24 protein-coding genes are annotated in these 26,107 nt (G+C 55.3%); 7 read left to right on the top strand and 17 right to left on the bottom strand.

The genetic code is table 11. From position 1 onward, the window contains the following. Nucleotides 1-81: 81 nt before the first annotated feature. Nucleotides 82-1,131: a 1,9-bis(guanidino)-5-aza-nonane synthase gene (locus B7364_RS09450; protein WP_085339750.1), complete on the bottom strand. Its 1,050-nt coding sequence runs from the start codon at nucleotides 1,129-1,131 to the stop codon at nucleotides 82-84. A gap of 133 nt (nucleotides 1,132-1,264) precedes the next feature. After that, a complete protein-coding gene (locus B7364_RS09445) occupies nucleotides 1,265-2,149 on the bottom strand; it encodes an alpha/beta fold hydrolase (RefSeq protein WP_085339749.1) in 885 nt (294 codons plus the stop codon). Nucleotides 2,150-2,320: 171 nt separating this feature from the next. Between B7364_RS09445 and B7364_RS09440 the strand changes: the two genes are divergently transcribed. After that, nucleotides 2,321-3,559 (top strand): glutamate-5-semialdehyde dehydrogenase, encoded by a 1,239-nt coding sequence (locus B7364_RS09440; protein WP_085339779.1) that lies wholly within the window; start codon nucleotides 2,321-2,323, stop codon nucleotides 3,557-3,559. On the opposite strand, the gene B7364_RS09435 is transcribed toward B7364_RS09440, so the two are convergent. After that, complete coding sequence (locus tag B7364_RS09435; protein WP_085339748.1) at nucleotides 3,556-4,089, bottom strand: hypothetical protein; 534 nt, start codon at nucleotides 4,087-4,089, stop codon at nucleotides 3,556-3,558. The two genes, B7364_RS09440 and B7364_RS09435, sit on opposite strands and share 4 nt — an antisense overlap. A gap of 115 nt (nucleotides 4,090-4,204) precedes the next feature. On the opposite strand from B7364_RS09435, the gene B7364_RS09430 reads away from it, so the two are divergent. Both B7364_RS09430 and B7364_RS09425 read left to right on the top strand, forming a co-directional pair. Beyond that, nucleotides 4,205-5,506 (top strand): MFS transporter, encoded by a 1,302-nt coding sequence (locus B7364_RS09430; protein ID WP_085339747.1) that lies wholly within the window; start codon nucleotides 4,205-4,207, stop codon nucleotides 5,504-5,506. Next, nucleotides 5,503-7,998: a ligase-associated DNA damage response DEXH box helicase gene (locus B7364_RS09425; RefSeq protein ID WP_085339746.1), complete on the top strand. Its 2,496-nt coding sequence runs from the start codon at nucleotides 5,503-5,505 to the stop codon at nucleotides 7,996-7,998. The genes B7364_RS09430 and B7364_RS09425 overlap by 4 nt, the downstream gene beginning before the upstream one ends. A gap of 9 nt (nucleotides 7,999-8,007) precedes the next feature. Here B7364_RS09425 and B7364_RS09420 read toward each other — a convergent pair whose 3' ends face one another. The 7 genes from B7364_RS09420 to B7364_RS09390 form a co-directional block, all read right to left on the bottom strand. Then, complete coding sequence (locus B7364_RS09420) at nucleotides 8,008-8,361, bottom strand: cell division protein ZapA (protein ID WP_085339745.1); 354 nt, start codon at nucleotides 8,359-8,361, stop codon at nucleotides 8,008-8,010. A gap of 139 nt (nucleotides 8,362-8,500) precedes the next feature. Then, complete coding sequence (locus B7364_RS09415; protein ID WP_085339744.1) at nucleotides 8,501-8,809, bottom strand: aa3-type cytochrome c oxidase subunit IV; 309 nt, start codon at nucleotides 8,807-8,809, stop codon at nucleotides 8,501-8,503. A 22-nt stretch (nucleotides 8,810-8,831) separates the two neighbouring features. Continuing rightward, nucleotides 8,832-9,836, bottom strand: a complete 1,005-nt coding sequence (locus B7364_RS09410) for an alpha/beta fold hydrolase (RefSeq protein ID WP_085339743.1) — start codon at nucleotides 9,834-9,836, stop codon at nucleotides 8,832-8,834. Between the two features lie 66 nt (nucleotides 9,837-9,902). Beyond that, nucleotides 9,903-11,249, bottom strand: a complete 1,347-nt coding sequence (locus B7364_RS09405) for an ABC1 kinase family protein (RefSeq protein WP_085339742.1) — start codon at nucleotides 11,247-11,249, stop codon at nucleotides 9,903-9,905. A gap of 45 nt (nucleotides 11,250-11,294) precedes the next feature. Next, entirely contained in the window at nucleotides 11,295-12,212 is a 918-nt protein-coding gene (locus tag B7364_RS09400; protein ID WP_085339741.1) for an alpha/beta hydrolase, read from the bottom strand. 12 nt (nucleotides 12,213-12,224) lie between these two features. After that, nucleotides 12,225-14,399, bottom strand: coding sequence for a TonB-dependent receptor (locus tag B7364_RS09395; protein WP_198534161.1), 2,175 nt, complete (start codon nucleotides 14,397-14,399; stop codon nucleotides 12,225-12,227). Between the two features lie 91 nt (nucleotides 14,400-14,490). Beyond that, nucleotides 14,491-15,441, bottom strand: coding sequence for an AraC family transcriptional regulator ligand-binding domain-containing protein (locus B7364_RS09390; RefSeq protein WP_232780865.1), 951 nt, complete (start codon nucleotides 15,439-15,441; stop codon nucleotides 14,491-14,493). Between the two features lie 208 nt (nucleotides 15,442-15,649). Between B7364_RS09390 and B7364_RS09385 the strand changes: the two genes are divergently transcribed. Continuing rightward, nucleotides 15,650-16,414, top strand: a complete 765-nt coding sequence (locus tag B7364_RS09385) for a glycosyltransferase family 2 protein (protein WP_085339738.1) — start codon at nucleotides 15,650-15,652, stop codon at nucleotides 16,412-16,414. Between the two features lie 3 nt (nucleotides 16,415-16,417). On the opposite strand, the gene B7364_RS09380 is transcribed toward B7364_RS09385, so the two are convergent. From B7364_RS09380 to B7364_RS09365, 4 genes are all read right to left on the bottom strand, one after another. Beyond that, a complete protein-coding gene (locus tag B7364_RS09380) occupies nucleotides 16,418-17,053 on the bottom strand; it encodes a TetR/AcrR family transcriptional regulator (RefSeq protein WP_198534159.1) in 636 nt (211 codons plus the stop codon). A gap of 502 nt (nucleotides 17,054-17,555) precedes the next feature. Then, nucleotides 17,556-18,554 carry a transglutaminase family protein gene (locus B7364_RS09375; protein WP_085339736.1) on the bottom strand — a complete coding sequence of 333 codons (999 nt, stop codon included), beginning with the start codon at nucleotides 18,552-18,554 and terminating at the stop codon, nucleotides 17,556-17,558. Further along, nucleotides 18,554-19,519: an alpha-E domain-containing protein gene (locus tag B7364_RS09370; protein ID WP_085339735.1), complete on the bottom strand. Its 966-nt coding sequence runs from the start codon at nucleotides 19,517-19,519 to the stop codon at nucleotides 18,554-18,556. Before B7364_RS09370 ends, B7364_RS09375 begins: the two co-directional genes overlap by 1 nt. Next, nucleotides 19,516-21,033 (bottom strand): circularly permuted type 2 ATP-grasp protein, encoded by a 1,518-nt coding sequence (locus B7364_RS09365; protein ID WP_408606335.1) that lies wholly within the window; start codon nucleotides 21,031-21,033, stop codon nucleotides 19,516-19,518. The genes B7364_RS09370 and B7364_RS09365 overlap by 4 nt, the downstream gene beginning before the upstream one ends. 201 nt (nucleotides 21,034-21,234) lie before the next feature. Here B7364_RS09365 and B7364_RS09360 point away from each other — a divergent pair, with 201 nt between their 5' ends. Then, nucleotides 21,235-22,083 carry an AAA family ATPase gene (locus B7364_RS09360; RefSeq protein ID WP_085339734.1) on the top strand — a complete coding sequence of 283 codons (849 nt, stop codon included), beginning with the start codon at nucleotides 21,235-21,237 and terminating at the stop codon, nucleotides 22,081-22,083. Nucleotides 22,084-22,104: 21 nt separating this feature from the next. On the opposite strand, the gene B7364_RS09355 is transcribed toward B7364_RS09360, so the two are convergent. From B7364_RS09355 to B7364_RS09345, 3 genes are read right to left on the bottom strand one after another with little or no spacing between them, the layout of a single operon-like run. After that, nucleotides 22,105-22,893 carry a sulfite exporter TauE/SafE family protein gene (locus B7364_RS09355; protein WP_085339733.1) on the bottom strand — a complete coding sequence of 263 codons (789 nt, stop codon included), beginning with the start codon at nucleotides 22,891-22,893 and terminating at the stop codon, nucleotides 22,105-22,107. Nucleotides 22,894-22,896: 3 nt separating this feature from the next. Further along, the gene (locus B7364_RS09350; RefSeq protein WP_085339732.1) at nucleotides 22,897-23,436 is read right to left on the bottom strand and encodes a rhodanese family protein; all 540 of its coding nucleotides are present in this window, start codon (nucleotides 23,434-23,436) and stop codon (nucleotides 22,897-22,899) included. Nucleotides 23,437-23,461: 25 nt separating this feature from the next. Beyond that, nucleotides 23,462-23,794 (bottom strand): ArsR/SmtB family transcription factor, encoded by a 333-nt coding sequence (locus B7364_RS09345; protein ID WP_085339731.1) that lies wholly within the window; start codon nucleotides 23,792-23,794, stop codon nucleotides 23,462-23,464. Nucleotides 23,795-23,881: 87 nt separating this feature from the next. Here B7364_RS09345 and B7364_RS09340 point away from each other — a divergent pair, with 87 nt between their 5' ends. Both B7364_RS09340 and B7364_RS09335 read left to right on the top strand, forming a co-directional pair. Then, nucleotides 23,882-24,754, top strand: coding sequence for an MBL fold metallo-hydrolase (locus B7364_RS09340; protein WP_085339730.1), 873 nt, complete (start codon nucleotides 23,882-23,884; stop codon nucleotides 24,752-24,754). A 120-nt stretch (nucleotides 24,755-24,874) separates the two neighbouring features. After that, entirely contained in the window at nucleotides 24,875-26,053 is a 1,179-nt protein-coding gene (locus B7364_RS09335; RefSeq protein WP_085339729.1) for a vWA domain-containing protein, read from the top strand. The last annotated feature ends 54 nt before the right edge of the window (nucleotides 26,054-26,107 follow it).

Here is a 26,107-nt window from a genome sequence, read left to right as displayed (position 1 = left end):
TTTGTGAACTTCGATAGATAGACACAAAAAAGGGGCGGCATTGGCCGCCCCTTTCCGTTCCTTCATGTGCGGACTTATTGTTTACTCAAACAATTTCGCCCAGCGCGGCTTTACACGGTCTTTCCAATGGCCGCGATGATAGGCATCTGAAGCGATCAAAGGCACAACGGTAGAAGCTTCAGCGAAAACCATTTGCTCAAGCGCCACCGAAACCTTGCCCCATGAGCAGGCTTCCTTCAGGGTCGAGGAAGAGCACGCGCCATCGCGTACGTCGGCGACGGTGATTTGAACGGCATAGGCATGCATTTCTGCTTCAACGCCCAAGATTTCGGCGCACACCACGGTGTCTTGCGCAAAGTTCTTTGGCACGCCGCCGCCCACCATGAACAGGCCGGTGCGGCCTGCCGCGATTTTAATGTCGGTAAGTTCGCGGAAGTCGGCGATCGCATCGATCACCAAATAGGGCTTTTTGTCTTTCATGCGCTGGACTTGATGCTTGACCAAGCCAAAGCCTGCCGAGCTATCGACAAAGGCTGGACAGAAGATTGGTACCCCACACTCATAAGCGGTTTGGATCAGACTGCCTTCTTTCTTGGCATTGCCTTCGCTCAACCATTTGCCCATGGCGGCAATGAAAGCGCGTGAGGAATAGGCCTTGGGCTCCAAGCTGTCAGCGATCTCTAGGATGGTGTGATCGCAGGCCTGCAGTTCTTCTTCATCGATATAGGTATCATAGATACGATCGATGTAGAGGCTGCGCAGGGTCTCATCATCGGGCACTTCCAAGGCTTGATAGTGCTTGAAGCCGAGGGCTTCAAAAAAGTCCATGTCGATTATCGACGCACCGGTTGCGACAATGGCATCAACCATGCCGTACTTCACCATGTCTCGATAAACGTGCATACAGCCGCCGGCGCTGGTAGAACCCGCCAGGGTCAACCAAACGGATGCCTCCTTATCGGCGATCATGGTGTTGAAAATCTCAGCCGCACGACCGGTGTCACGGCTGGTGAAGGACATTTTCTTCATGCTGTCGATAATGGGGCGCGCATCATAAGATGTAATGTCCACATGTTCGACGACATTGGAGAGAAGTTCAGCTTTACGATTTACGTTGATGGAATCAGCCATAGTTTGGGCACTCTTTTAACCTGCGCCACAAGGCCAGCGACCGCGCCGGAACTCCCTATGGGACAGTGATGGGCGGCATTAGCCGAAATCGCATCAGAATGAAATCATGCTGATGTGACTGTTGCAGTCGCGCCTATTGGGCCAACCAGGCTCGAAGATGCTGATTGACGGCTTGTGGGGCTTCTTGTTGGACCCAATGGCCAACTCCTTTCAGTCGGATCAAGGTCAAGTCTTCCACGAGGCCTTCATAGCCATCGGTTAATTCCACGCCAAGCGCGAGGTCTTCTTCGCCCCAAATCATCAGAGTGGGCACACGGATGGGGGTTACTTTGTCTCGCGAGAAGTTTGCGAGCCCCGGGGTCTGCGCCGCCGCCCGATAATAATTGACCATGGCCGTCAATGCGCCGGGGATCAGCGCATTGTCGCGATAGATCTGAAGAATCTCCGGCCCAAAATTGGTCTGATCCATCGCCAGAGCGCTAAAAGCCCTTCCAATTGCCTTTGCCCCGGCGGCAGCCAGTAGTTTCTCAGGTAGCCAGGGCAGTTGGAAGAAGAAGATGTACCAGCTCTTCTTGATTTGTTGCCAGGTTCGCAGTCCTTCGGCCATTCGCGCCGGGTGGGGTACGTTCAGGATCACGAGACGCTCAAGCGGTCGCAGGCTTGAGGCGGCAAAGGCCCAGGCAATTATGGCCCCCCAATCATGAGCAATCAGGGTCACGGGCCGCCCGTTGCTTGCCTGATCGATGAGTTGGGCCACATCTTCCATCAAGTGCTCTATGGCATAGTCGCGCATATGAGGTGGCTTGGCGCTCTGACCATAGCCACGCAGATTGGGAGCCCAGACTTCATAGCCGAGTTTGACAAGCAGGGGGATTTGAAAGCGCCATGAATGGTTGGACTCTGGAAAGCCATGCAAGAGCACGGCGAGCTTCGCTCCGCCTGTGCCCGCGACCAAGGTCTCGAGGCGCTGGCCATTGGCCTCGACAAAGACCATCCCGCCCAATGTTTCAGAAGCCATGAACCATTCCTTTTGCCTGTGCTGTAAGCAGATTGCGACGTGACGCCTAGGTTAGGTCGCAAAGCCGTGTGTGGACAATCTGGCCTGCCGCTTCTTGTCTTTAGCTCTGCTTGCGGGCATTTTGTCGGCATGAATATGCATGTTCCACCCAAGGATACACCCGATGCCCTGATGCTAGCCATGGGCGCGCGCGCCCGCGCGGCAGCAAAGGCTGTTCGTGAAGCCAGCGCACAAACTCGTTCGGCGGCTTTGAGTGCTATGGCGCGCCACATTCGCGCTGCCGCGCCGGCAATTATGGCTGCAAATCACACAGATATGGCCCGCAGTGTAGCCGATGGCTTGTCCCCATCGATGCTGGACCGGCTGAAGCTGGACCCTGCCCGATTGGAAGCTATGGCAGCTGCGGTCGAGGATGTGGCCGGTCAGCCTGATCAATTGGGCGAGGTCATGAAGGATTGGACGCGGCCAAACGGGCTGCATATGCAGCGCGTGCGCATTCCCATTGGCGTGATTGGCATCATTTATGAGAGTCGCCCTAATGTTACCGCTGATGCGGGTGCGCTCTGCCTGCGGTCGGGCAATTGCGTCATCCTGCGCGGCGGGTCGGATGCTTTCGGGAGTTCAACCGAAATCACAAAGGCATTGCGTGCGGGGCTGAAAGAGGCGGGGCTTCCAGAAGATGCTATCCAATTGGTGGCTACCACCGACCGGGCCGCTGTGGGTGCCATGTTGTCTGGCCTTGATGGTGCGATTGACATGATCATTCCCCGTGGCGGGAAAAGCCTTGTCGGCCGCGTCCAAGCAGAAGCGCGCGTGCCAGTATTGAGCCATTTGGAAGGCATCTGTCATACCTATATCCACACTGGGGCAGATGCTGCCAAAGCCGTCTCGCTAACCCTCAATGCCAAAATGCGGCGTACGGGTGTCTGCGGCTCTACAGAGACCCTCTTGATCGACGCCGCCGTTGCGCAAACCTTATTGCCGCAGATTGCAGAAGCTTTGACCGCAAAGGGCTGTGAATTGCGCGGCGATGCGGCCGCGCAAGCCATTGTGCCAATGGCTGCCGCCACGGAAGAAGATTGGCGGACAGAATATCTGGCCCCGATTCTGTCTGTAGCCATTGTCCCTGGCATCGAGGCGGCCGTGGCCCACATCGCGCACTATGGTTCTGGCCATACTGATTGTATCGTGACCGAAGATCCGGTCGCTGCAGAGCGCTTCTTGCATGAAGTTGATAGCGCTATCGTACTGGTCAATGCGTCCACCCAATATGCGGATGGTGGCGAATTTGGTTTTGGGGGCGAGATTGGTATTGGAACCGGTCGCCTCCATGCCCGCGGGCCTGTTGGGGCGGAAGGGCTAACGACCTACAAATATGTTGTGCGTGGTTCAGGCCAGACCCGGCCTTAATTCGGGCACCGCTTAAACAGACGGCCCGGGCCAGAGCCATCGACGGCTTGGCCATCCCGCACGAGCACATAGGGTTGATGCTCAGGCAGGCGGCCTTCAAAGTGCCATTCCTGCATCTGGTTTGGCCCCATTTTTTTATAGCGCTCAACAGTCTGGTTACAGCCGACTGGCGCGCAAACCCGTGTCTCAACCTCGATCAGGCCCTCGGCACTGGTGCCGACCCGAAGCAGTTCAAGCTTTTCCCCATCTCCCTTTTCCCCCGAGCCGACTTCGACCTGTGGCGTCGGGTTGAAGCTGAAGGTCTGGAAGTTCTCTTTCTTGTCGCAGGTGGTTGCCCGCCAGACTGACTGGCCAAGCCAAATTTGCGCTGGATTTGCCGCTGTCGAAGCCTCAGACGTTCCGCCCCGAAGACCGGTTGGCTTTTTGGGTTTGGCCTCAGCAGACAGGTTGAGCAATGCCGCGATCAAGAGGGCAGGCAAGATCCCCACGGCAAAGTTGGCAGGCTTAAGCTTGGGTAGAGACACAGGCATCGAACAACTCCAGACTCCAGTTTGCCTGATCTTACCTTGCTAGGGTGTGAACAAAGCCCTGTCTTGGTGTGGATTTATTCTGGCCCTATAGCCCATCACGGCTTATCGTGGTTTTATGAGCGATCTAGCTTCCCTGCCATCAGAAGCGCCTCGGGGTAATCCGATGCGAGATGTCGCCTCTCTGATTGGGGGGCAGACTTTGCTGCAGATTGCAGGTGGCCTTTTGAGCGTTTGGCTGCCGCTGCAAATGCAGGCACTTCACTTCACTGGCAGTCAGATCGGCTTGGTTGCCTCAGCCTACGGGCTAGGCTTTTTGGCCGGGGCTTGGTTTGCGCCCAATATGTTACGCGCGATTGGGGCCATACGCACGTATGCTGCCGCAGCATCTATTGCCTGCGTTACCACGCTTTTGCTCTATGCTAGCGATTCAGCTTGGGCTTGGGCGATCAGTCGATTAGTGGCTGGGGCCGCAATTGCGGTGATGTTTGCGGCTGCTGAAGGTTGGATGGCTGCTGCCATCCCGAATGCCCGCCGTGGTGATGTGACGGGCTTTTACATGCTGTGTACGAAGCTGGGGTTGGTGTCGGGCCCCTTCATCATTGGCTTTACCCATCCAGAACCAAATGCGGCTGGGCCGATCATGGCCGCTGCGGCCTTCCTCGCTTTGTCGCTTGTGCCAATTTCAATTGCCGACACAACGCCACCCCCACCGGCTACGGTTTTGCGCATGTTGCCTTCGCGCCTATTCAAGCTTGCACCGGCAGCCTTTGTGGCAGCCATTGGCTCGGGCCTCGTCAATGGGGCGGTGCTGTCTCTCGCCCCACTTTATGCAAGTGAGCGCGGCGGGCCACAAGCGGCTGCAACCTTCCAAGCAGCAGCTTGGATCGGCTCTCTTTTGGTGCAGTGGCATGCAGGCCGCTTGTCAGACCAGATGGACCGTCGCATCGTTTTGGCGACCCTGATTGGCGTTCCAGCAATTGCTGCCTTTGTGCTGGCAACGGTTGGAGCAGAGCTTTCGCTAACCCTCAATACCATTTTGTTTGCAATTTGGGGGGCGGGGGCCTTGTCTTACTATGGCATTGCTGTTGCCCATTTGGGGGATCGCACCCCCAGATCAGAATTACCAGCTGCGAGCGCTGGCCTGCTGTTTGTGTGGGCGGCGGGGACCATCGTCGGGCCAGCCATCGGTGGCTTGTTGGTGGAAGTGACTGGCAGTGCCTTATCAATCTTTTGGCAAGCCGGTGTCGTCTCGGCCATCATGGTGCCATGGGTCTTGTGGCGTACGGCACGGCGGCCGGCTGTACCCCGCGCCGAGAAAGTTGGTTTTGGACCGGTGCAAACCAATTCGGTCCTCGGGCAGATTTTGGCGATGGGACGCAAGTCGTCTGACGGCGGGGAACCCCCCACGAAGCCATGAGTGCCTCGTCTTTACCCTCCGCCTTTCAGACTTGGTTTGCGCGACGAGGTTGGATACCGCGTGCCCACCAATTAGAGCTTTTGGCCGCCGATCAAGCTGGAGATCACAGCCTGCTGATTGCACCAACAGGGGCAGGCAAGACTTTGGCGGGCTTTCTGCCCAGTCTGATTGACCTCGCCAAACCGCACAATGAGCCAAAAGGCCTGCACACGCTCTATATCTCGCCACTCAAAGCCTTGGCCGTGGATGTCGAGCGCAATCTGATGACCCCAATCAGCGAGATGGGTCTGCCCATTCGAGTCGAGACGCGCACGGGCGATACACCCGCCACCAAGCGCCAGCGTCAGCGTTATGATCCGCCGGACCTTTTGCTAACCACACCAGAGCAAGTGGCCTTGTTCGTCGGGATGCCAGACGCACCGACCCTGTTCGCCGGGTTGAAGCGGATCATCATTGATGAGGCCCACGCTTTAGCTCCAACGAAGCGAGGGGACCTCTTGGCGCTTGGCATGGCAGCCCTTCAGCGCTTTGCACCCACAGCGCGTCGTACAGGCCTATCCGCAACGGTGGCTGATGAAGCGGCATTGGCGCAATGGATCTGCCCACAGGCGAGGTCTGAGGCCCGCTTTGCCCGTATTGTGCGGGGCCCAAAAGGCACGTCGCCGGATGTCTCGATGCTTTTGTCGGAAGAGCGTATTCCGTGGGCGGGACATACTGGTCGTCATGCCATGCAAGAGGTCTATCAGACCATTCAGCGCACCCAAATGGCTTTGGTCTTTGTGAATACGCGCTTCCAAGCAGAATTGGCCTTTCAAGAGCTTTGGAAAATCAATGACGCCAATCTCCCCATCGCGTTGCACCATGGCTCACTCGATGTCTCGCAGCGCAGGAAGGTGGAGGAAGCCATGGCGCAAGGCCGTCTGCGCGCCATCGTTTGTACCTCCACACTCGATCTTGGCATTGATTGGGGCAATGTCGATTTGGTCATTCAGATGGGGGCACCAAAAGGCTCCTCGCGCCTCATTCAACGAATTGGTCGGTCTAATCATCGCCTCGATGAGGTCTCCAAGGCTGTTCTGGTCCCGACAAACCGGTTTGAAATGCTGGAGTGTCAGGCGGCACGCGACGCGGTTCTGGCCCAGCATCTTGATGGACCTGTTCCACGACGCGGCGCAATCGATATTTTGGCGCAGCATATCATGGGCTGTGCTGTGGGCGCGCCCTTCCATGCCGACGATCTCTATCAGGAAGTGACATCGGCTGGCCCCTATTATCTGCTCCCGCGTGAGCAATTTGATCGGGTCTTGGGCTTTGTGACCGATGGCGGCTATGCGTTAAAGTCCTATGACCGTTTTGCACGCTTGATCCGGGATAGCCAAGGCCGCCACTTATGCCGCAATCGCGATGTCGCGCGGGCTTGGCGAGTCAATGTGGGCTCCATCGTGGCAGAGCCTGTTTTGAAAGTTCGTCAGGTTTCAGCCAATCGCGCCCGTCGGCCAGGGACGCCCACATCCGGCAGTGCCTTTGTTGGTGGTCGCATTGTTGGCGAGATTGAGGAATATTTCGTGGATGGGCTTTCGCCGCGCGACACTTTCCTCTTCGCCGGCGAAGTCTGGCGGTTTGAGGGCGTCTCGGGCACGGATTGCCTTGTCAGCAAGGCGCAAGATCAATCACCAAAAGTGCCATCTTGGGCTGGTGGCAAGTTTCCCCTCTCCACCTATCTGGCGGGACGCGTGCGCACGATGATTGCCAACAAAAGCTATTGGTCGAACCTGCATCCCCAACTGCAGGAATGGTTGCAGTTGCAGGACTGCTTCTCGGTCATACCCCGGGAGGATGAAATCCTGGTGGAAACCTTTGCCCGGGGTAATCGGTTCCATCTCGCAATTTACCCGTTCGAAGGCCGTCTCGCCCACCAAACACTCGGCATGTTGCTGACCCGCCGCCTGGAACGATTGGGATTGGACCCCTTGGGATTTGTCGCCAATGATTATGCGATATCAGTCTGGGGACTGAAGGATATGTCTCGTGTGGATATGGACAAGCTCTTAGACCAAGACATGCTGGGAGACGATTTGGAAGAATGGCTTGAGGAAAGCGTTCTGATGAAGCGGACCTTCAGGAATTGCGCGGTCATCGCGGGCCTAATCGAGCAAAACCAAGTCGGCAAACAAAAGACAGGGCGGCAAGTAACCTTTTCGTCGGACTTGATCTTCGACGTGCTCCGCCGCCATCAACCCGATCATGTCTTGTTGGAGGCCGCTCGTTATGAAGCCGGTGAAGGTCTTTTGGACATTCGGCGCTTGTCAGAATGTTTAGCGCGTATCGTCGGTCAAGTCCGTCATCAGAAACTGACCCGGATTTCGCCTTTTGCGGTACCACTCATGCTGGAAATCGGCAAAGTGCCTGTAAATGGGCAGGCCCTAGAAAACATCTTGGAAGAAGCTGCGGGCGACAGCCTCTTGCGCGAGGCGATTGGCCCCGACGGATAAGAAGCAGGATTAAGCTTGCTCGAGCCGGGCTGCTAAGGCTTCTAGACGGCCCGCAGCGCCATCAAGCGCTGTAACGGGGGATGGATCTTGGGCGGCTTGGGCGGCCTGGGCGCGCACGTCACTCAGCCGGGCGATTTCCGCTTCGGCCTTGTCGAGCCTAACTTTTAAATCATGCATCTCGTCGGCAACGATTAATGCACCCATTAAGAAAAGGCGCTGATCCCCAATTTGTCCGACAGAACTCGCCAAACGCTTTACATGCTCGTCAAAATAACGCGCCAAGCGCATCACATGCTCTTCTTGGCCCTCATCGCAGCCAATCGCATATCGACGTCCATTTATTTCAATCTGTACTTTGGCCAATACACGGCTCCATGGCTTCGGTCAGACTTAAAACCGGTTCTGGCCAAAAGGCCAGTCCTTAACCTGCATTGGTAGGGGACTTTTTGAGCGACTTTTCCGGTCTATCCTTGCGGCTAGCCCTTACAGCTCGCGCGGCGCTCTAGATGAACATGCCAACAACGGTCGAGATGCCACCCGAAATGAGTCCGATGATGGTGATCAAAACCGAGGTAATTGTGAACGCCCCACCCATTTTCATGGCGAGACCCGCAACAACCGACAATGCACCACAGCCCAACACCGCTTGCAGCCAAGGCACATCTGCACCCCAGATCAAGGCCATACAGGCCACCATCGCTGCGATCAGTACACAGCCCCATTGGGTCGCAACCAAAAACGACTGATACATGGCAGATTGCTCTGCGATATCCATTTCGCCGGGGGTGTAGTGATCGTCGTGGCTGGCCATATGAACTCTCCGTTAGCCCCTCTTAGCCGCGCATCGGGGTCTTAGGCAAGATGGAGATGCCAGCCAAACTGGATTCCAATGCGGCAATCGTGGCCAGAGGCTGGTCTAATGGCAGGTGGTGCTGTGCTTCTGGAATGGTGACAAAGCCCGTGCCGGTTGGGAAAATCGTCTTCATATAAGAGAAGATGCGGTCCTCCATCAAAAATGAGTTACCACCTCGCATAACGATGGTGGGGACCTTTAGCCGACTGGCGCGTTCCGACATGACCATAGGCGTGAAACTATTCCATAAAAATGGATCAAACTGCCAAGTCCAACCACCTTCCACCTGCTTGAGTGAGCCCCGCGCAATGTGATCCAAGGCCCAATGGTTGTCGCACGACTGCGGTGGTGCGAGGCGAAAGCGCGCCAATCCATCCTTAAGCGTGGGGTAAATTCGATTGGGGGCTGTTCGCTTTGGCGGGCCCTTCCACTCTTCGCCTGGGGGTTCGATTGGGCTGTCGAGCAAGATTAGTCCGCCAACCTTCTGGGGTGCCTTCAGCGCGGTATAGATAGCGGGCACGCCACCAAACGAATGAGCGATGACGACAGGGGGCTGACCACTCACAGCCAAGCTTGCATTGGCACATGCGCCCAATATTTCGTCGGCAAACAAATCCATCGTATAGGTTTCGCGCCAGTCTGATCCGCCCATGCCGGAAAAGGAAAGTGCAGCCACCCGATAGCCGGACTTGGCGAGAAAGGGCGCAATGAAGCTCCACCAACCCGCATGAGCCCCATTGCCGTGCAAGAGTAATGCGCCTGGCTGGCCAATCTGCCCCCACATCAAGACTTCGATCTTCGCGCCTTCAACGTAGAAGTGCGTGATCTCAGGTGCATGCGCAATGGCGTCCAAGGCCCAAGCTGGATATGGGGGGCGCTCCCCACCATAGGGCTCTAGTGGCCCTTTATCGCGGCTGCCGTCAGCAACTTCTGGCACGGAGGATAATTCGGAACGAACAAGATTGTGTGGGCTGGCCTCGGTCATCTCTTTGACTTGGCCTAAGGCGCGCGCTTGGGCAAGTCGTGACCTAGCGTCAATCGCCGATCGGTTTCAGCGCAGACCGACGCGTTGAAGTGCTTGATCTTGCCGAATACCCAGGGCAGCTTCATCAAAGCCTGCAATCGAGTTCTGGAACAATTCATAGAAATTGAGCTTTGCCCCTAAATGCAAATAGGCCGCACCTAAGCCGATGGCGGCGCGGTCCATAAACACAAACTCCCTCGGAATGGTCACGGGACCGTGCTCTTTCAAGAGATTACGCACTTCAAACGCTTCTTTGCGTCCATAGTCGCCAGGCGCTATTCCATCGGCCACGGTGCGCACCCGATTATCAAGCAAGGGCGCATAAATGAACCGGGCCCACAGGTTTAGAACTTCAGCTAGTTTGCGCGTAAGTCCCTTAAATCCCCAAATTTCATAGGCTGCCATGGTGCCGTCAAAGTCATTGCGCTCCAGCGACAGATAAAGCTGCACGACACCGGCCACAAAGCGGGGTGGGAAAATGCGAACGCAGCCAAAGTCAAGCAGATTGAGGCGGTTAGCCCCCGGCGTCAGAGAGTAATTGCCCAAATGGGGGTCGCCATGGATGACCCCGGTTGCCATCATGGGGACCCACCAAGCCTTGAACAATAAGGTCGCGATGCGGTCACGCTCTTCTTGAAGCGCTTGCTTAAAGGTCAATAGCGGTGCCCCATCAAGCCAGGTCATGGTCAAAAGCCGCCCGGTTGACAGCTCGTCAATCGGCTGTGGGCAGGCAATATCGGGTTGGCTACCTAAGAGATCGCCATAAAGACGCATATGCTGGCGCTCACGCATGTAGTCGAGCTCTTCGCGTAAGCGGTCGGTCACTTCCTCAACCGCCTCGCTGGGGTCAAGCGATTTTTCAAACGTCCGAAATAGGCTGAGTAGAGACTTTAACTGCGCGACGTCAGACTCAACTGCGCTCGCCATATCTGGATATTGCAGCTTACAGGCAACCAGACGGCCATCATGCAAGGTGGCCCGGTGAACTTGGCCGAGGGAAGCCGCATGGGCCGCCTCACGCTCAAACTTGGCAAACCGGCTCTCCCACTCAGGTCCTAGTTCAGCGCGCATGCGTCGTTTGACGAAGGGCCAGCCCATGGCAGGGGCATTGGATTGGAGGGCGGCTAATTCCTCAGCATATTCGGGCGGCAGAAAGTCAGGGATCGTCGCCAGAATCTGCGCCACCTTCATCAAAGGGCCGCGTGTTTTGCCAAGCGCTTGACGCAGGGCCATGGCGATCGTCTTGTCCGCATCGCTGCCGCCTACTAACCTTTGGGCCCCAAAGGTGGCCGCAGCCGCACCCATATTGACCCCAACACGGGCAGCACGGCTCAGCCGGCCACTTAATCGATTGCGCTCACGATCTTCGCTCATGGCCACTATGTAGGGCGATAGGCCGATCGAAGCGAGGGTCGGGTATCAGTTTGCTCCTAAAAACTGCGCCGCTTCATCCAAAGCTGCGCGGGCATCTGAACTCGATGCGACAAATAGCTGCCAGACATGGGGCAAGCCGGGCCAAATACTTAGACGCGCTTCCACATTGGCTGCCCAAAGCGCATCGGCAAATGCGATGGCTTGATCCCGCAGCGTCTCTGCACTGCTGACCTGTATTAGGGTCGGCGGAAAGACCGCTAATTCTGCTGGTGTGGCCCAGAGTGGTTCAACCAAGGCATCACTTGACGCAGCCGTTGCAGCATAGACGCTCCGAACATGTTGCATGCCCTCAATACTGACCACTGGATCGCGAGAAGGACAACTTAGGCGCGCTGGCAAGGCGGATGTTGCCAAAAATGGGCTCATCAGAACCAGCCGATCCGGTATTCGTCCCCCCGTTCGGTTAATCTGGATGACACTCGCCGCAGCCAGATTCCCGCCAGCGGAATCCCCTGAAACATAGAGTCCCCTTGCCGGTTTTTGGCCTTCCGGGCCTGTTCCGGCAGCAAAGCCTATCGCTGCAACACAATCCATTAGGCCTTTAGGAAAGGGTGCCTCTGGCGCAAGGCTATAGTCAATCGCAAGCACCGCACATCTGGTTGTCATCGCCAATTCGGCTAGCATTGCCCGATGGCTAGAAAGCGACCCTGCAATCCAGCCTCCACCATGCAAATGCACGATGCGATGACCGGGAGTCATATCAGGTGGGACCAGCCATTCACCGGCAATCTGGCCGATGACGACTGATTCATGCCCGCATTTGGCTAGACCCTGGCCTACCTCGCCACGGCCATAGAAATTTGCGTGCTTGCGCGCTGCTTCAATCGGGTCCGCGGCATCCGGCGGCGTGGCCAGATGTTCAAACATGCCATTCAGTAAGGCGGACCGGGTTGGGTTTGACATAGGTGATATTCCTTAGAAGCTTCGCGCGATCGACACGCCAAAATGACGCGGCGGATCATAGGAGGCAACGCGTAAGGAACCCAAGAGCGGCGACACCACAGACATGCTGGACAAGGTCGTCTCATCGGTCAGATTGCGGCCATAGGCAGACAAGGTCATGGCCCCACTAGGCGAGGTCCAGCTCACGCCAATATCCACTTTTCCATAGCCCTTTTGTAAGGCGTCCGGGGTGTTGAATTCAGTGAAATAGAAGTCTGATCGCCACGACGCTACGCCACTGGCCATCACCACAGCACCGCTAGCAAGCGGCTTGCGCCATTGCACCCGAACCCCGCCGGTGAAGTCGCTGACCAGTGGCAGCGTCTTTCCCTTCAAGTCGAAGGCCGCAAAGCCGCGCCGGGGGTCTGTTGTTGAAAAGCGATCAAAGCTCGCATCTAGGTATGAGAAGTTGGCCGAAAGGGTCAGTTCCTTTGATGGCCGGACACTGGCTTCGCCTTCGATCCCTTGGATGGTTGCTTCCGCGGCATTGGCAAGAATTTGGCTCAAAGGCCCGATCTGGACGACTTGGAGGTCACGATAGCTGCTGTTGAAGATAGCAAGGGAAAGTGATGGGCGTTTGCCGCTTCCGGTTAGCTTGAAGCCCAACTCCGCATTTTCAATCGTTTCGGGTCGAACAGCTGGTGTAAATGCGCCTAAGTTAAGCGCCCCCGCCTTAAACCCAGAAGAGACAGAGCCATACACCAGGATGCGTTCTTGTGGTCGCCACTCTGCAGTCGCTTTTCCAGAAACTTTCGACCAAGATTTCGACTGTGATCCCTTTGTCGAGCTGAAAAAGTCGAGGAATTCATCTATTCTCTTTTCGTCGGAGTTGTACCGGATACCACCGCGAACGGTCACCTGATCATTCAGTTTAAGCCCGAGTTCTCCATAAGTCGCCCATGAGTTGGAAACGAGGTCGCCCCCGCCTGCAAAGCGAAATGGAATTGGGAAGTTGAGGGGTAGGACCGGGTTCAAAAAAGTACCCGGCAGCTGGCCGGGTACAGTTGTCACGCGGGATTGGTCGAACTGCATAGCGGTCGCCCCAACCAACCATTCAAGACGGCTGCCCTTTTGAGAGGCGGCATAGACTTCCAAGCTTTTCTGTTCACTTTGGGTGTCGAGTGTCGTGACAGCCACCGGGCGGGCTGTGCCGTCTTGGTCAAATGTGATCGCGCGGTCGCTCGAGCGAATATCGGCGATCGCGGTTAATTCAAACGTTTTAAAGCTGCGCTCATAAACGCCAGTCAAGCTTTTGACTTCCCGCTCGTTGGTGCCAATTTCGGAAGTTAGGATCCGCGGTGCCGCAGGCGGCTTGACGCCATAAAGAAACTCAGCCGGTTGTGGGAAGACATCTGGTAGGATCTTAAGCGCTGGGCCATTGTTGTCTTGCTTGAGGCCGGAAACGACGAGGCGCAGGATGCCACCGGCTATGTCAGCTTCGATTTGAGCCCGCATAGAGGTCAGGCCTTCATCATCAAAGTGATCAGGGCCTGCAGCCAATGTATTGCTTGCAAAACCGTCGAGGGCCTTGTGTTCAACCGCCAAGCGACCCCGCACGCGGGCCGTGATTGGGCCGGATAGCGTTAAGGCCCCTTCGAGCCGACCAAAGTCCCCTGCGGTCAATACGGCCTCGCCTTCAAAATTCTCTGTCGGCCGCTTAGACACCAAGTTGATTGCTCCACCCGTTGCATTGCGGCCATAAGGAGCACCCTGCGGCCCACGTAGCACTTCAACCCGCGCGATATCGAGAAAGGCGACCCCAGTCGCCTCTTGGTCCGACAAATAGACACCATCACTGTGTAGCGCGACACCAGGGTCACCACCTGGACTGAAAAAGGAGTTACCGACGCCCCGAATATAGATTTGGCTGATGCCAAAGTTCGACGTGTAAGCGAGGCTTGGTACTTGGGCACCGAGGTCCGCGAAGCCTGCGCCTCCCGTCATGCGCAAGTCATTCCCCGCAATTGCTGTTAAGGTTTCGGCCGTGTCGAGCAGAATTGTGCTGCGCTTTTGCGCGGTCACAACAATGGTTTCGGGTTCCATTGCTTCCTGCGCCAAGGCTGGCCCTGCCGCCACGCCTAACGCGATCAGTGTCAATGCAGTGCCTTGAACTAAGCCGGTGCGCCTGATTGGTAGGTTGGTCTTCATCGCATTTCCCCTCACGTTTTTCTTGAGAGAGTGCGGGCGATTACAGACTTCGGGAAGGACGCTTTCGTTTAGGTGATGCGGACATTTTCGCTCAATTATGGGATTGCTCGAGGGCTTGGTTCCGCCATCTTTGCCGCGCGCGGCGGAGGCTTCGACTGTCAGAATAGCCCAAGAGATGGGCGGCCTCTTCGCCGACAACATGTGCTGCACTATGGCTTTGGTCATGGCACTGTCGGTGGGCTTCGAGAAGGCTGCGGAAGGAAGTTCCTCGAAAACTTAAATGTCGGCGTAGCGTGGCTGCGCTTACGCCCAATTGCCGGGCGATGCTACTTTGATGGGTCTGGCCAGAATCAAAGGCTTTTGTGACTAAGTCGACAAAGTCCTGATCCGGAGTCGTTCTACTCGGTGGGTACGCGGCGTTCGCCAGCCGCCTGTAGATCGCTTCGGCTTCACTTTCATAGTGTTGGATCTTGCGGGGCAGAAGCTTAGCAGAAGCTGCCTCTGCCATGTAAACGATTACGACCGCGTCTGCGTTGCCGAGGCGCATGGGTCGATCAAGCAGTCCCAGCATAGTTCCTAGATCGTCGGCTCCACCCCGGGGCAGTTCAATCCAGCGGACATGAATGGCTTCGCCCGTCAGCCACAGGCACAGGCAATGAAGCACCATGATCCAAAGTTCGCTGTAGAGCGCTCCAGAGGGGTGCCCCATCGAGGGGCAGGTGACCGCAAGACGCAAGCCGCTGCGAGTCATATCAATCTGTAGGATGATTTCAGAATTGAATAACTCTGAGGCAATTTGAAAGCGCCTCAGACCGTCGCCGAAGTCATCAGCTTGGCTCATACTTGAGGCCAAAACTTCAAACGTTCCAAAGCGATGCGGCCGCGTAGCGAGGCTGTGGGTTTCTTCTTGCTTGTGGCGAATGTTATTATTGAGGAGTGTCCAGGTTTGCTCAAACGAGATCGAGGCGTCTGCACCTGGCCATTCGAGAGCCGAGAGGCTAAACAAATCTCGTGCAGCCTCAGGCCCGACTAAGTCAATCAAGTAGCGAACAGGTAAGGAGGCTTTTTTGACGCGGCAGGGCATTGAGACTGATTCCCCCCATCAAGCACGAGGAGGGCTGAGCCCCCCACATAGAACCCTGTATCCGGTTTCCTAATGTGGAGAAGCTCATAAGCCTTGTCTAGCCATCCATCTCGACGAGCATATTCGCCCTCTGCTAGGGGAATAGGTGCCCTAAAGGATTCGCGCAATGTCACTTCCCCTGTCGATCTTTATCATTGCCAAAAATGAGGTTGATCGCATTGGGCCCACGCTTGAGTCTGTGCGTGGCCTTTCAGACGATATTGTGGTCATTGATTCTGGCTCCACCGACGGCACACAAGAGCTCGCAGAAGGCTTGGGGGCACGCGTAATCTTTAATCCGTGGCCGGGTTATGGTTTGCAAAAGCAATTCGGCGAAGATCAATGCCGCCATGACTGGATGCTTAATGTCGATGCCGATGAGGTTGTGACGCCAGAGTTGGCAGATGCTATTCGTACGGTCTTCAGCCAACCTGATCTGGCACCTTGCGGTTATGAAACCGACATCATTGAGATGTTTCCCGGCGAAGCTCGCCCCCATCCTTGGGCCTTTCGCTTAAGCCCGGTTCGATTCTACCACAAAACGGTCGGGCGCTACTCAGCCTCGCCGGTACATGATCGGGTGGATATTGTTAAAGGTACACCGATTAAGCGGCTTGTTGGCGTAATTGAGCATCGATCCATCCGCTCGTTGGGTCACGAATTGATCAAGTTAAATGCTTATGCGGATATGCAAGCGAATGACTTAGACCGCAAAGGTCGCAACATTAGTGCCTTGCGTTTAGTGGTGGAATTCCCGCTTGCTTTCTTAAAGGCTTATGTCACGCGGCGCCATTTTGTGCGCGGCCTTTATGGTTTCATGACGGCCATGAATTACGCTTTTTACCGTTATTTGCGCCTTGCCAAGCATTGGGAGCGCCGCCTAGGCCGCTAGGCCCTAGGGCTTTACAGCCCAGCCGCGCCAGAAGCCCTCAACATGCGCTGCTAAGAAGGCATCCACATCAAACTGCGCTTCTTCGGCTTCGCCAAAGGTTGCCATCATCATGGCCACGGCCGCAATCGGTGCACAGAACAATCGCGTCAGCGTGGCAGCATTGGCACCCTGGGTCTCATTAGCTGCCAGAGAGCGCTCGAACAAATTCTTGATTGATGCCTCGACAGGATCGATAAAGCCATGGCGCAAGAAGGCGGCTAGATCAGGGAAACGATCTGCTTCACCCACAGCGATCCGCCATGGCGCGAGCGCACCAGGCGCACTCAAAGCAATGCGGGCGTCGCGGACCAATTGGTTCAACAGGGGCTTAGTCGGACCACGATGTTCGTCGATCAAACGGCATGCGCCTTCGATTTGGTCCGCCAAAACGCGCCGCACCAAGGCTTCAAACAATACCTGCTTTGAGTCAAAGTAACGATAGACGATCGGCTTTGTTACGCCAATTGCGGATGCAATGTCAGACATCCGTGTGCCTGCATAACCATTTTCGGTAAATAATCGCGTAGCTTCGATAAGAATTCGCTCAGCACGGTCCTGAGCGGCGACCGCGGGCCGAGTACTCAACTTACCTTGTGGCATACACAATCCTCCACCTTTAAAATTCGTTTTTTTGCTTTTACATTGCGTCGCTCTAATGAGAAGACCTAAATTGCACATGTTACCACAGGAGAACCTCTGGGAATGGCGATTTTCCTGCTAATCATTCTCATTTATTATTTGATTTAAGTAATCGCAGGGTAGAACCCTGATTCACTCATCTGGGGAATTCGCCATGTTGCCCCTGTTCATTTTCCATTCAGAAATGATATAATTTTTGGTAACCTGATTGGGGAAAATGTCGTGCCATCTAGACAGGCTGCTGACTAATCTTTCATTTTACTGCATTGATTATAGTGCAATAAAACTCCGGAGCGATGTGGGTTTTGGGGAAAATCACTTTGACAGCGCTAACTTGGAAAATCTTGAGTTTTCACCTCAGGCGCGTATCCTGAAATCGGCTATCCTAGCTTTCTTTCGATGAGAGCACGTCGTGCGCCAATTAAATCCGGCGGCTCAAGCCCGGTATTTAGTTACTGCAATTTTATTGCTGTTGCTGCTCCATCTGGTGCTGCATTTCAAGCGCAATCGACCTCTGTGGCTTGGTTGCCGCAATAAACTGGTCGGGCCGCGTGCGCGGTGAGCGCACGACTTTTAGAAAATCGCTGTCTAAAGAGAGGCGTTCTGCCTGGCGCACATGAACATCGACCTCCAGCAGACTGTCGGCATCGCCTTTGAGAACCCCACGGGTTGGGGGCACATCGGCATAGTCGCGACCGTAGGCAACAACCACGTGGCGCTCATTGGCCAGCATGTCATTGGTTGGGTCAAAGCCGACCCAGCCTTGCTCTGGCAGATAACATTCCACCCAAGCATGGGAGGCATCTGGCACCGAGCGGATTTGGGTATCCTGTTCGGTACGGGCGAGATAGCCGGATACATAACGCGATGGGATCCCCCAATGGCGGGCTACTGCCAGCATGATATGGGTAAAGTCTTGGCAGACACCTTTGCGGTGCTCAAGCGCTGCATCTATCGGGCTATCGGCGGCGGTAAAGCCTGGCAAATAATCAAAGGCCCCGTAGATTTCACGGTTCAAAACTCTGAGACCCGTTAGTGGATCAGGTGGCAAAGCCAAAAGATCGTGCTCACGCATAAAGGTCTCTAGGTGGCCTGAACCGTCGACAAAGGTCGATGGACGCATCATGTCGTAATAGCGGCTGCGAACTTCATCGCTGCGCAAATGTGCCCAAGCACCTGGGTCAACTTTGGCAGGAAGGGGTTCGGTCCTCTCATAGGTTTCAACCATCGCGCGTGATCGGATCACAAGCTCAGTATGCTTGGCGGGGACATCAAAATGATAGACGATATTGCCCAGCCAATCGCGATAGGTCATCATTTTGGCGCGTGGTTCGGTCACAATATCAAAGCCCACCAAGCGTTGCATCGGCAGCGTTAGGGGCTGCAACCATAACTCCATCACGCTTTCACGGACGGGGGCAGAATAGGTATAGCGGGTCTCATGCGTAATCTCGAGGCGCATCAACGCACTCCCAATGTGCTGGTCCCGGGCAGGCGATCTGCCAAAGAATAGCTTATAAAGGCTGCGTGAACCGCATCTGAGATCGCGATACAATCATCGGCGACTTGCGCGATAAAGGCTTGTCCGCTCTTTCCGGTTACTTCTTCTAGCACGGCGAAGTTTAGGCGGGCTGCAAGCCTGCCTGATAAGCGGGTGCAGGTTTCGCGTGCGCGCTCATCAGCCAGCGCGCCAACCGCATCAATATGTTCGGCAATCGTATTGGCACAAAAGCGCAACGACCTCGGGAAGTACGGGTCCAAGACCAGAAAGTCTGCGATTTGATCACGTCGAAACGTCGCAGTCTTCACCCGCAAATACGGTTCCAAGCCACAGCACATGCGCAAAAGCTGCACCCAGCCGAAATCACCGATTGCCGCCTGTTTTTCACCAAAATGCAGATCAAGTAGGCGAACAATTAATTGCGCCCGCTCAATGGCGCGACCCATCGATAAAAAATGGAAACCTTCACCATGGCTCATAGTGCCCGAAACAATGCCTTTAAAGGCATGCAGGTCATTGATGGTCTCTTCAAAGAAGCCTGCCGCGATTTGATTGAAATTGCGTTTGGCCGCGGTCTCACGCACCCGAAAATAGAGGCGATTTAACCGTTCCCACATTTCGGTGGTGATTTGATCTCGCACTTGGCGGGCGTTCTCGCGTGCAGCGAATACAGCTGTGTGGATGGAAGAAATCTCGCCCTTGCCGCCAAAGGTCAGAAGACGGGCTTCCTCTAGCGCATCCATGCGCGCTGCCATGGGCGCAGCACCCAAAGCCCGCATCGCGCGCTCGGTGGTGATTTCCGCTTCTTCGGCACCTGCCTCAAGCCCCGCAGTCAAAGTGATCTGCAGCACACGGCAAGCATGCTCCGCCCGTTCGGTATAACGGCCAATCCAGTAAAAACTGTCTGCAACGCGCGATAACATCATGACCGTGCCCGCCCATCACTTGGCCCCGACAGGACCCATGTATCTTTGGAGCCACCCCCTTGGCTTGAGTTCACCACCAGCGAGCCTTTGCGCAGCGCGACACGGGTCAGAGCTCCCGGAGTTAGCGTCATTTTGGCACCGCAGAGGATGAAGGGTCGCAAATCGACGTGGCGCGTCTCAACCGCCCCATCAATATAGGTCGGTGCCGTCGACAGCGAGATGGTGGGTTGGGCGATATAATTGTCCGGGTCGGCCTTAATCTTGGCGGCAAATTCTTCAATTTGGGCTTTGGTGGCATGTGGCCCGATCAACATGCCATAGCCGCCGCTCTCGCCAACCGCCTTGACGACAAGTTTATCGAGATTGGCCAAGACATGCGACATCTGGCTTTTCTCTCGACACAAAAAGGTTTCAACAATGTCGATGATTGGGTCTTGGTCGAGATAATGTTTGATGATTTGCGGGGTATAGGCATAGACCGCCTTATCATCGGCGACACCGGCACCTGGCGCATTGGCGATTACCACATTGCCGGCGCGATACGCATTCATAAGCCCAGCAACACCAAGGGTAGAATCCGGACGAAAGGCAAGGGGGTCGACAAAGGCGTCATCAACACGGCGATAAATGACGTCTACCCGCTTCAAGCCAGATGTTGTGCGCATGTAAACGACATTGTCATGAATGGCCAAATCGCGCCCTTCCACCAAGGGCGTTCCCATCAAGCGCGCCAAGAAGGCATGCTCAAAATAGGCAGAGTTAAAGACGCCGGGCGTGAGCACCACCACTGTTGGATCTGGCTGATACTCACTCGCGAGGCTCTTCAGCATGGCCAGCAAGTCGTCAGGATAGGATTCAACCGGGCGCACGCGCGCGGCACGGTAAAGGTCTGGGAATGCGCGTTTAACCGCATCGCGGTTAGACAACATGTAAGAGACACCTGAGGGTACCCGAAGATTATCTTCGAGTACCACATAAGCCCCATCTTCGCGCCGGATGACGTCCGTGCCGCAAATGTTGACATAGGCCCCGTGCGGCACTTCAACGCCCAACATCTCGCGACGATAATTGGACGAGCCTAGAATGAGGTCTCGCGGCACATAGCCATTATTGATGATGGCTTGATCGCCGTAAATGTCGGCCAAAAACAGGTTTAAAGCTTCTAGGCGTTGCTTAAAGCCGCGCTCTAATTTGTCCCATTCGGCCGCTGGGATGATGCGCGGCAAAATATCAGTGGGGATAATCCGCTCTGTCGAATCTTCATGGCCATAGACTGTGAACGTAACCCCTTGGGCCATGAAGGTGCGGTCGATATTGGCTTGCAGGTCGCGTAGGCTCTGCGGTGTGGCTTGGCTCAAACGATTGTAAAGCCCGGCCCAGCCTGGGCGGGGATCGCCTTTGGCGTCAAACATCTCGTCATAAGCTGCACCGAGATGATAGCCTTCAAATGGCCCTTCTTGGCCAGGGCGCGGTGGCGCAGCCATGTCACTTAACTTGTCCGGCGCGCGCGCCATGGTGTTTCCCCTTGTGCGAGCGCACTCCACGGGCGAGCGCGCCATCTGTCAAGCGGACTGAGTGTGTCTTGCGCAGGCCTGCCCAAAAAACAGGCGCCCCAAACCTGACGAGCCCTCGGCAAACAGCACTTGCTCCAACCACCCCATGCCTGTTAGCCTGTCCGCAAGTTGACAAAAACAAGATGATCAGGAGTGCTAGGGATGCGGTTTGAGGGCTCGAAGAATTATGTGGCGACGGATGATTTGAAAGTCGCAGTTAATGCGGCCATCAAATTGGAGCGCCCCCTGTTGATTAAGGGTGAACCTGGAACCGGCAAAACCGTCCTGGCGATCGAAGTGGCAAAGGCATTGGGCCTTCCCTTGTTAGAGTGGCATATTAAATCGACCACGAAGGCCGTGCAGGGTCTTTATGAATATGATGCCGTAAGCCGCCTGCGAGATAGCCAGTTGGGCGACGAGCGTGTCAAGGACGTGAAAAACTACATCAAAAAGGGCAAGATGTGGGAAGCCTTTGAGCATAAGGGCCGCTGCGTGCTTTTGATCGATGAGATTGATAAGGCCGACATCGAGTTTCCAAACGACCTCTTGCAAGAATTAGATCGGATGGAATTCCACGTCTATGAGACGGGCGAAACCATCAAAGCGGTTGAGCGCCCCATCGTGATCATCACGTCGAATAATGAAAAGGAATTGCCAGACGCTTTCCTGCGTCGCTGTTTCTTCCACTACATTAAGTTCCCAGATGAAGACACGATGCAGTCGATCATAGACGTCCACTTCCCCGGCATCAAAAAACGTCTGATTTCCAATGCGCTAGCTAGTTTCTACGACATGCGCAAAGTGCCTGGCCTGAAGAAAAAGCCATCAACGTCCGAATTGCTGGACTGGCTCAAGCTCTTGGTAACGGATGACATCGACCTCGATGCGATCAAGCAAAAGGATCCTTCAAAGCTGATCCCGCCCTTGCACGGCGCGCTATTGAAGAACGAGCAGGATGTTGCCTTATTTGAGCGTCTGGCATTTTTGGCACGGCGCGAAACCCGCGGTTAAATTGTTTCAGACGGGGCGGTCCTAGAGTTTGCCTATCCCCGTCCAAACAATCCAAGCTCCCACGAGAACCACGACGGTTGCAAAGACCAAAGCGAGCGCACGTTTGTGCTGGCCAAGGGATTGGCTGGCCCTTGTGCCCAAGGTACTGCCCAGCAAACCTCCGGCAATCATCAGTCCAGCGACGGGCCAGTTTACAAGCCCAGACAACGCATAGCTGGTCGTTGTCGCGGTGCCAAAGGCTGCTACGCTCACGAGCGAAGTGCCTACTGCAATGCTTATTGGCATGCTGGTGGCCCACATTAGACCCGGAACGATCAGAAAGCCGCCGCCGATCCCAAAAAAGCCAGACGCCAGCCCAACTCCAGTTCCGCTGGCGATTAATCGAGGCATGAGGATGGGGGCGCTCGCGAGCGATAGCCGGACATCGGGTGCTTCAATCCGGGTGGGCTTGCGGGCAGCAAGAATTCCAACAGCGATCATAACAAAGCCAAACAACGTGAGCAGCTTTTGGCCGTCCATCGCCTTGCCCAGACTGCTGCCCAAGGTCGCGCCCAAGACACCGAAGGCTGAAAACATGAACGCACATCGCCATTTCACATTATGAGCGCGAGCGTGCGCCCATAGGCCTAGTAAAGCATTGGCTGCCACAGAGACCGCCGCCGTTCCGATGGCCGTATGGGGATCTACGACCCCAACCACATAGAGAAGAAGGGGAACGGCTAGGATGGATCCGCCACCGCCAATCAAGCCCAAAATGGCTCCAATCAGAAGCCCCGATCCTAGGGCGGCAATGAGAGTGGCGGGGTCCATGGCTCACCCTGCCTTGAGGGGCAGGGATGTTTGAGGCCGGTTCCATGGCATAAGGGCCAAGACTTTCGCCATCCCGCACCAGCCCGTTGTCCCCGCGAAAGTCAGCCCTGCTCCGATGAAAGCGGACAGGCCAAAAAAGCCAGGATGAACCCATGTGCCAAGAATAACGCCAAGCAACACCAGGCTGCCTGCGGTAATTTGAACTTGGCGCATAATTTCAATCGGTTGACTCTTGTCTGTGATGACGGGCAGGCCGGCCGCCTTCCAAGCTTCGATACCACCTTCAAGTACATAAGCATCGCATGTAGTGGCGGCAGCTAGTCGGCTGGCATGTGCGGCGGTCCGATTCCCGGCTTTACAGTGGAAGATAATGGCCTGATCGCCCGTAAGCGGTAAAGCCTCGTCCAAACGGGACAATGGGACGCTTTTGGCCAATCCAATGCGTTCGCGAGCGACTTCATCGGCCTCGCGTACATCCACCAGCCGCGCGCCATCGGCGAGGAGGCGCTTTGCTTCTTCAATGGAAATGGCTTTGAGGGGCATGTTTCACTCCTGAGGTTTAAGGGGGTCAGGCAGCGTTTGGGCTGCAATAGAGATGGTGGAGGGTCTCCATCAGTTCAGTCAGCTTTGGGTCAGCGATGGAGTAAAAGATTGTGGTGCCCTCTCGCCGCGTCGACAAAAGGCCTTCTTCGCGCATCACCGCGAGATGTTGGCTCATCGCTGATTGACTAAGGCCAATCGCTGTGCCGAGCGCACCTGCGTTGGCTTCACCCATTTCAACTAACTGGCATAGCACCAAAAGACGTCGTTCATTGCCAAGTGCTTTCAATAATTTAGCTACCAAGCCAGCGCGAGCGGCCATGTCACGTGCTGTTTGTTCAAGCTCGACTTCCGAGGGCATTTACGAAGCTCCATAAATTAGCACTTGCTAAATTAGCAAAATCTAATATTTAGTCAAGCCTATCATCCAGCACGATGGAGAAGGATTATGTCAGAGCCAATTGTCACCGCATTTTTCGATGAGACCACGTTTACGATCACCTATCTGGTCGTTGATCTTGAGACGTCGCGGGCAGTCATCATCGACCCTGTTTTGGACTATGATCATCGAGGTGGCTCCCTTTCGACCCGATCGGCTCAGGCCGTTCTCGACGCCGCTGCAGAGCAGGGGGCCAAGATTGACTATATTCTAGAAACCCATGTCCATGCCGATCACCTAAGCTCTGCCCCGTTTTTGAAGGCCCAGACTGGCGCGAAGATTGTAATCGGTAGCTCTATCGACAAAATCCAGAAGACCTTTGCCCCTGTGTTTCGAGCCGATGATCTGAGCATGACGGGTGGGGAATTCGATATATTGGCGACAGATGGCCAGGTCCTGCAGTTTGGCGGACAAGAGATCAGGGTCATCCATATGCCAGGTCACACACCCGCCTGCGTTGCCTATCATATTGGTTCTCATGTTTTTGTCGGCGACACTTTGTTCATGCCCGACTACGGCACCGCACGGTGCGATTTCCCAGGGGGTGATGCGGCCGCTCTCTATCGCTCGATCCAGAAAATCTTCGCCCTGCCGCCTGAGACCAAGCTCTGGATGTGTCATGATTATAAGGCTGCTGGCCGGGATCATTATGCGTGGGAAAGCGATGTCGCCACGCAGCGCGCCCACAATATTCATATCCATGATGGTGTGTCGGAGGCAGAATTTGTTGCCATGCGGCAAACCCGGGACAAAAGCTTAGCCCCGCCTGTGCTTCTATTGCCCTCGGTCCAAGTTAATATGCGGGCAGGCTACTTTCCCCCAGCCGATCAAGCCGGAAAGCGCTTTCTGTTGATCCCCGTCTCCGGGACAATCCCCAACTAGGTCGCGATTTCGGCCCCGGGGGTTAAGCCTGCGCGCTAATTCTAGGTGTCGGGCACTCGACAAGTGCGCTGGCTTCTCTAATGTCGGAGATAAATCTCAAATGTCTCAGGTTACACGCCCATGTTTCAACGCTTCTTCTCTGAACTTCGCGACGCCAAGGTTCCTATCAGCCTGAAGGAATATCTGCTTCTGATGGAGGCGATGGATAAGGAAGTGATTGAGAGCGACATCACAGAATTCTATTATTTGTCGCGCTCGGCACTGGTGAAGGATGAGCGGAATCTCGACAAATTCGACCGCGTCTTTGGGCATGTCTTCAAAGGCTTAGAGAAGACCAGTGATGCCCTGGCTGCGGCGATACCTGAGGATTGGTTGCGTGCCCTAACGGAAAAATATCTCACCGAAGAGGAAAAAGCTGAGATTGAGAGCTTAGGCGGTTGGGAAAAGCTGATGGAGACGCTGCAGAAGCGCCTCGAAGAGCAGAAAGAGCGGCACGAAGGCGGCAATAAATGGATCGGAACGGGCGGTACTTCGCCCTTTGGCGCTAATGGCTATAATCCTGAAGGCGTCCGTATTGGTCAAAAGGAAGGCCGTCATGGTCGAGCCGTCAAAGTTTGGGACAAGCGCGAGTATAAGAACCTGGATGATCAGGTTGAGCTTGGTACCCGCAACATCAAAGTCGCGCTACGCCGCTTGCGCCGCTGGGCTCGAGATGGTGCCCCTTCCGAACTCGACCTCAAAGGGACAATTGATACGACCGCGCGGAATGGCTATCTCGATGTTGTCATGCGGCCAGAGCGCAGAAATACGGTGAAAGTGCTGATTTTCTTTGATATTGGTGGCTCGATGGACGCCCATATTAAGGTATGCGAAGAGCTGTTTTCTGCGGCGCGGACCGAGTTCAAGCATATGGAATATTTCTACTTCCACAACTGCATTTACGAGGAAGTGTGGAAGGATAATCGCCGCCGCAATGCCGAGAAACTGCCGACTTGGGACGTGCTGCATAAGTTTCCAGCCGACTATAAGGTTGTGTTTGTGGGCGATGCGACCATGAGCCCGTATGAGATCACCTATCCCGGTGGTAGTGTCGAGCATTGGAATGAAGAGCCGGGTGCGGCGTGGCTCAAACGCGTATCGGACGTCTATCCCCATCTTATCTGGATCAATCCGGTGCCAGAGCGGCACTGGGATCATACTCCGTCTGTAAACTTGATCCGCGATGTAATCGGGCGTGACCGTATGTTCCCCATGACAATCCAAGGTCTTGATCGGGCCATGCGTGAATTGAGCCGATAAGTATGACCCAAGGTTGATTGCCTTGTGAAGGCGATCAAATCAGGCGAGGTTTGC

Origin of the sequence: Aquidulcibacter paucihalophilus (assembly GCF_002105465.1) — a bacterium.
In the GTDB taxonomy this organism is placed as follows: Bacteria; Pseudomonadota; Alphaproteobacteria; order Caulobacterales; family Aquidulcibacteraceae; genus Aquidulcibacter; species Aquidulcibacter paucihalophilus.
This window is presented reverse-complemented; position numbering and strand designations above follow the sequence as displayed.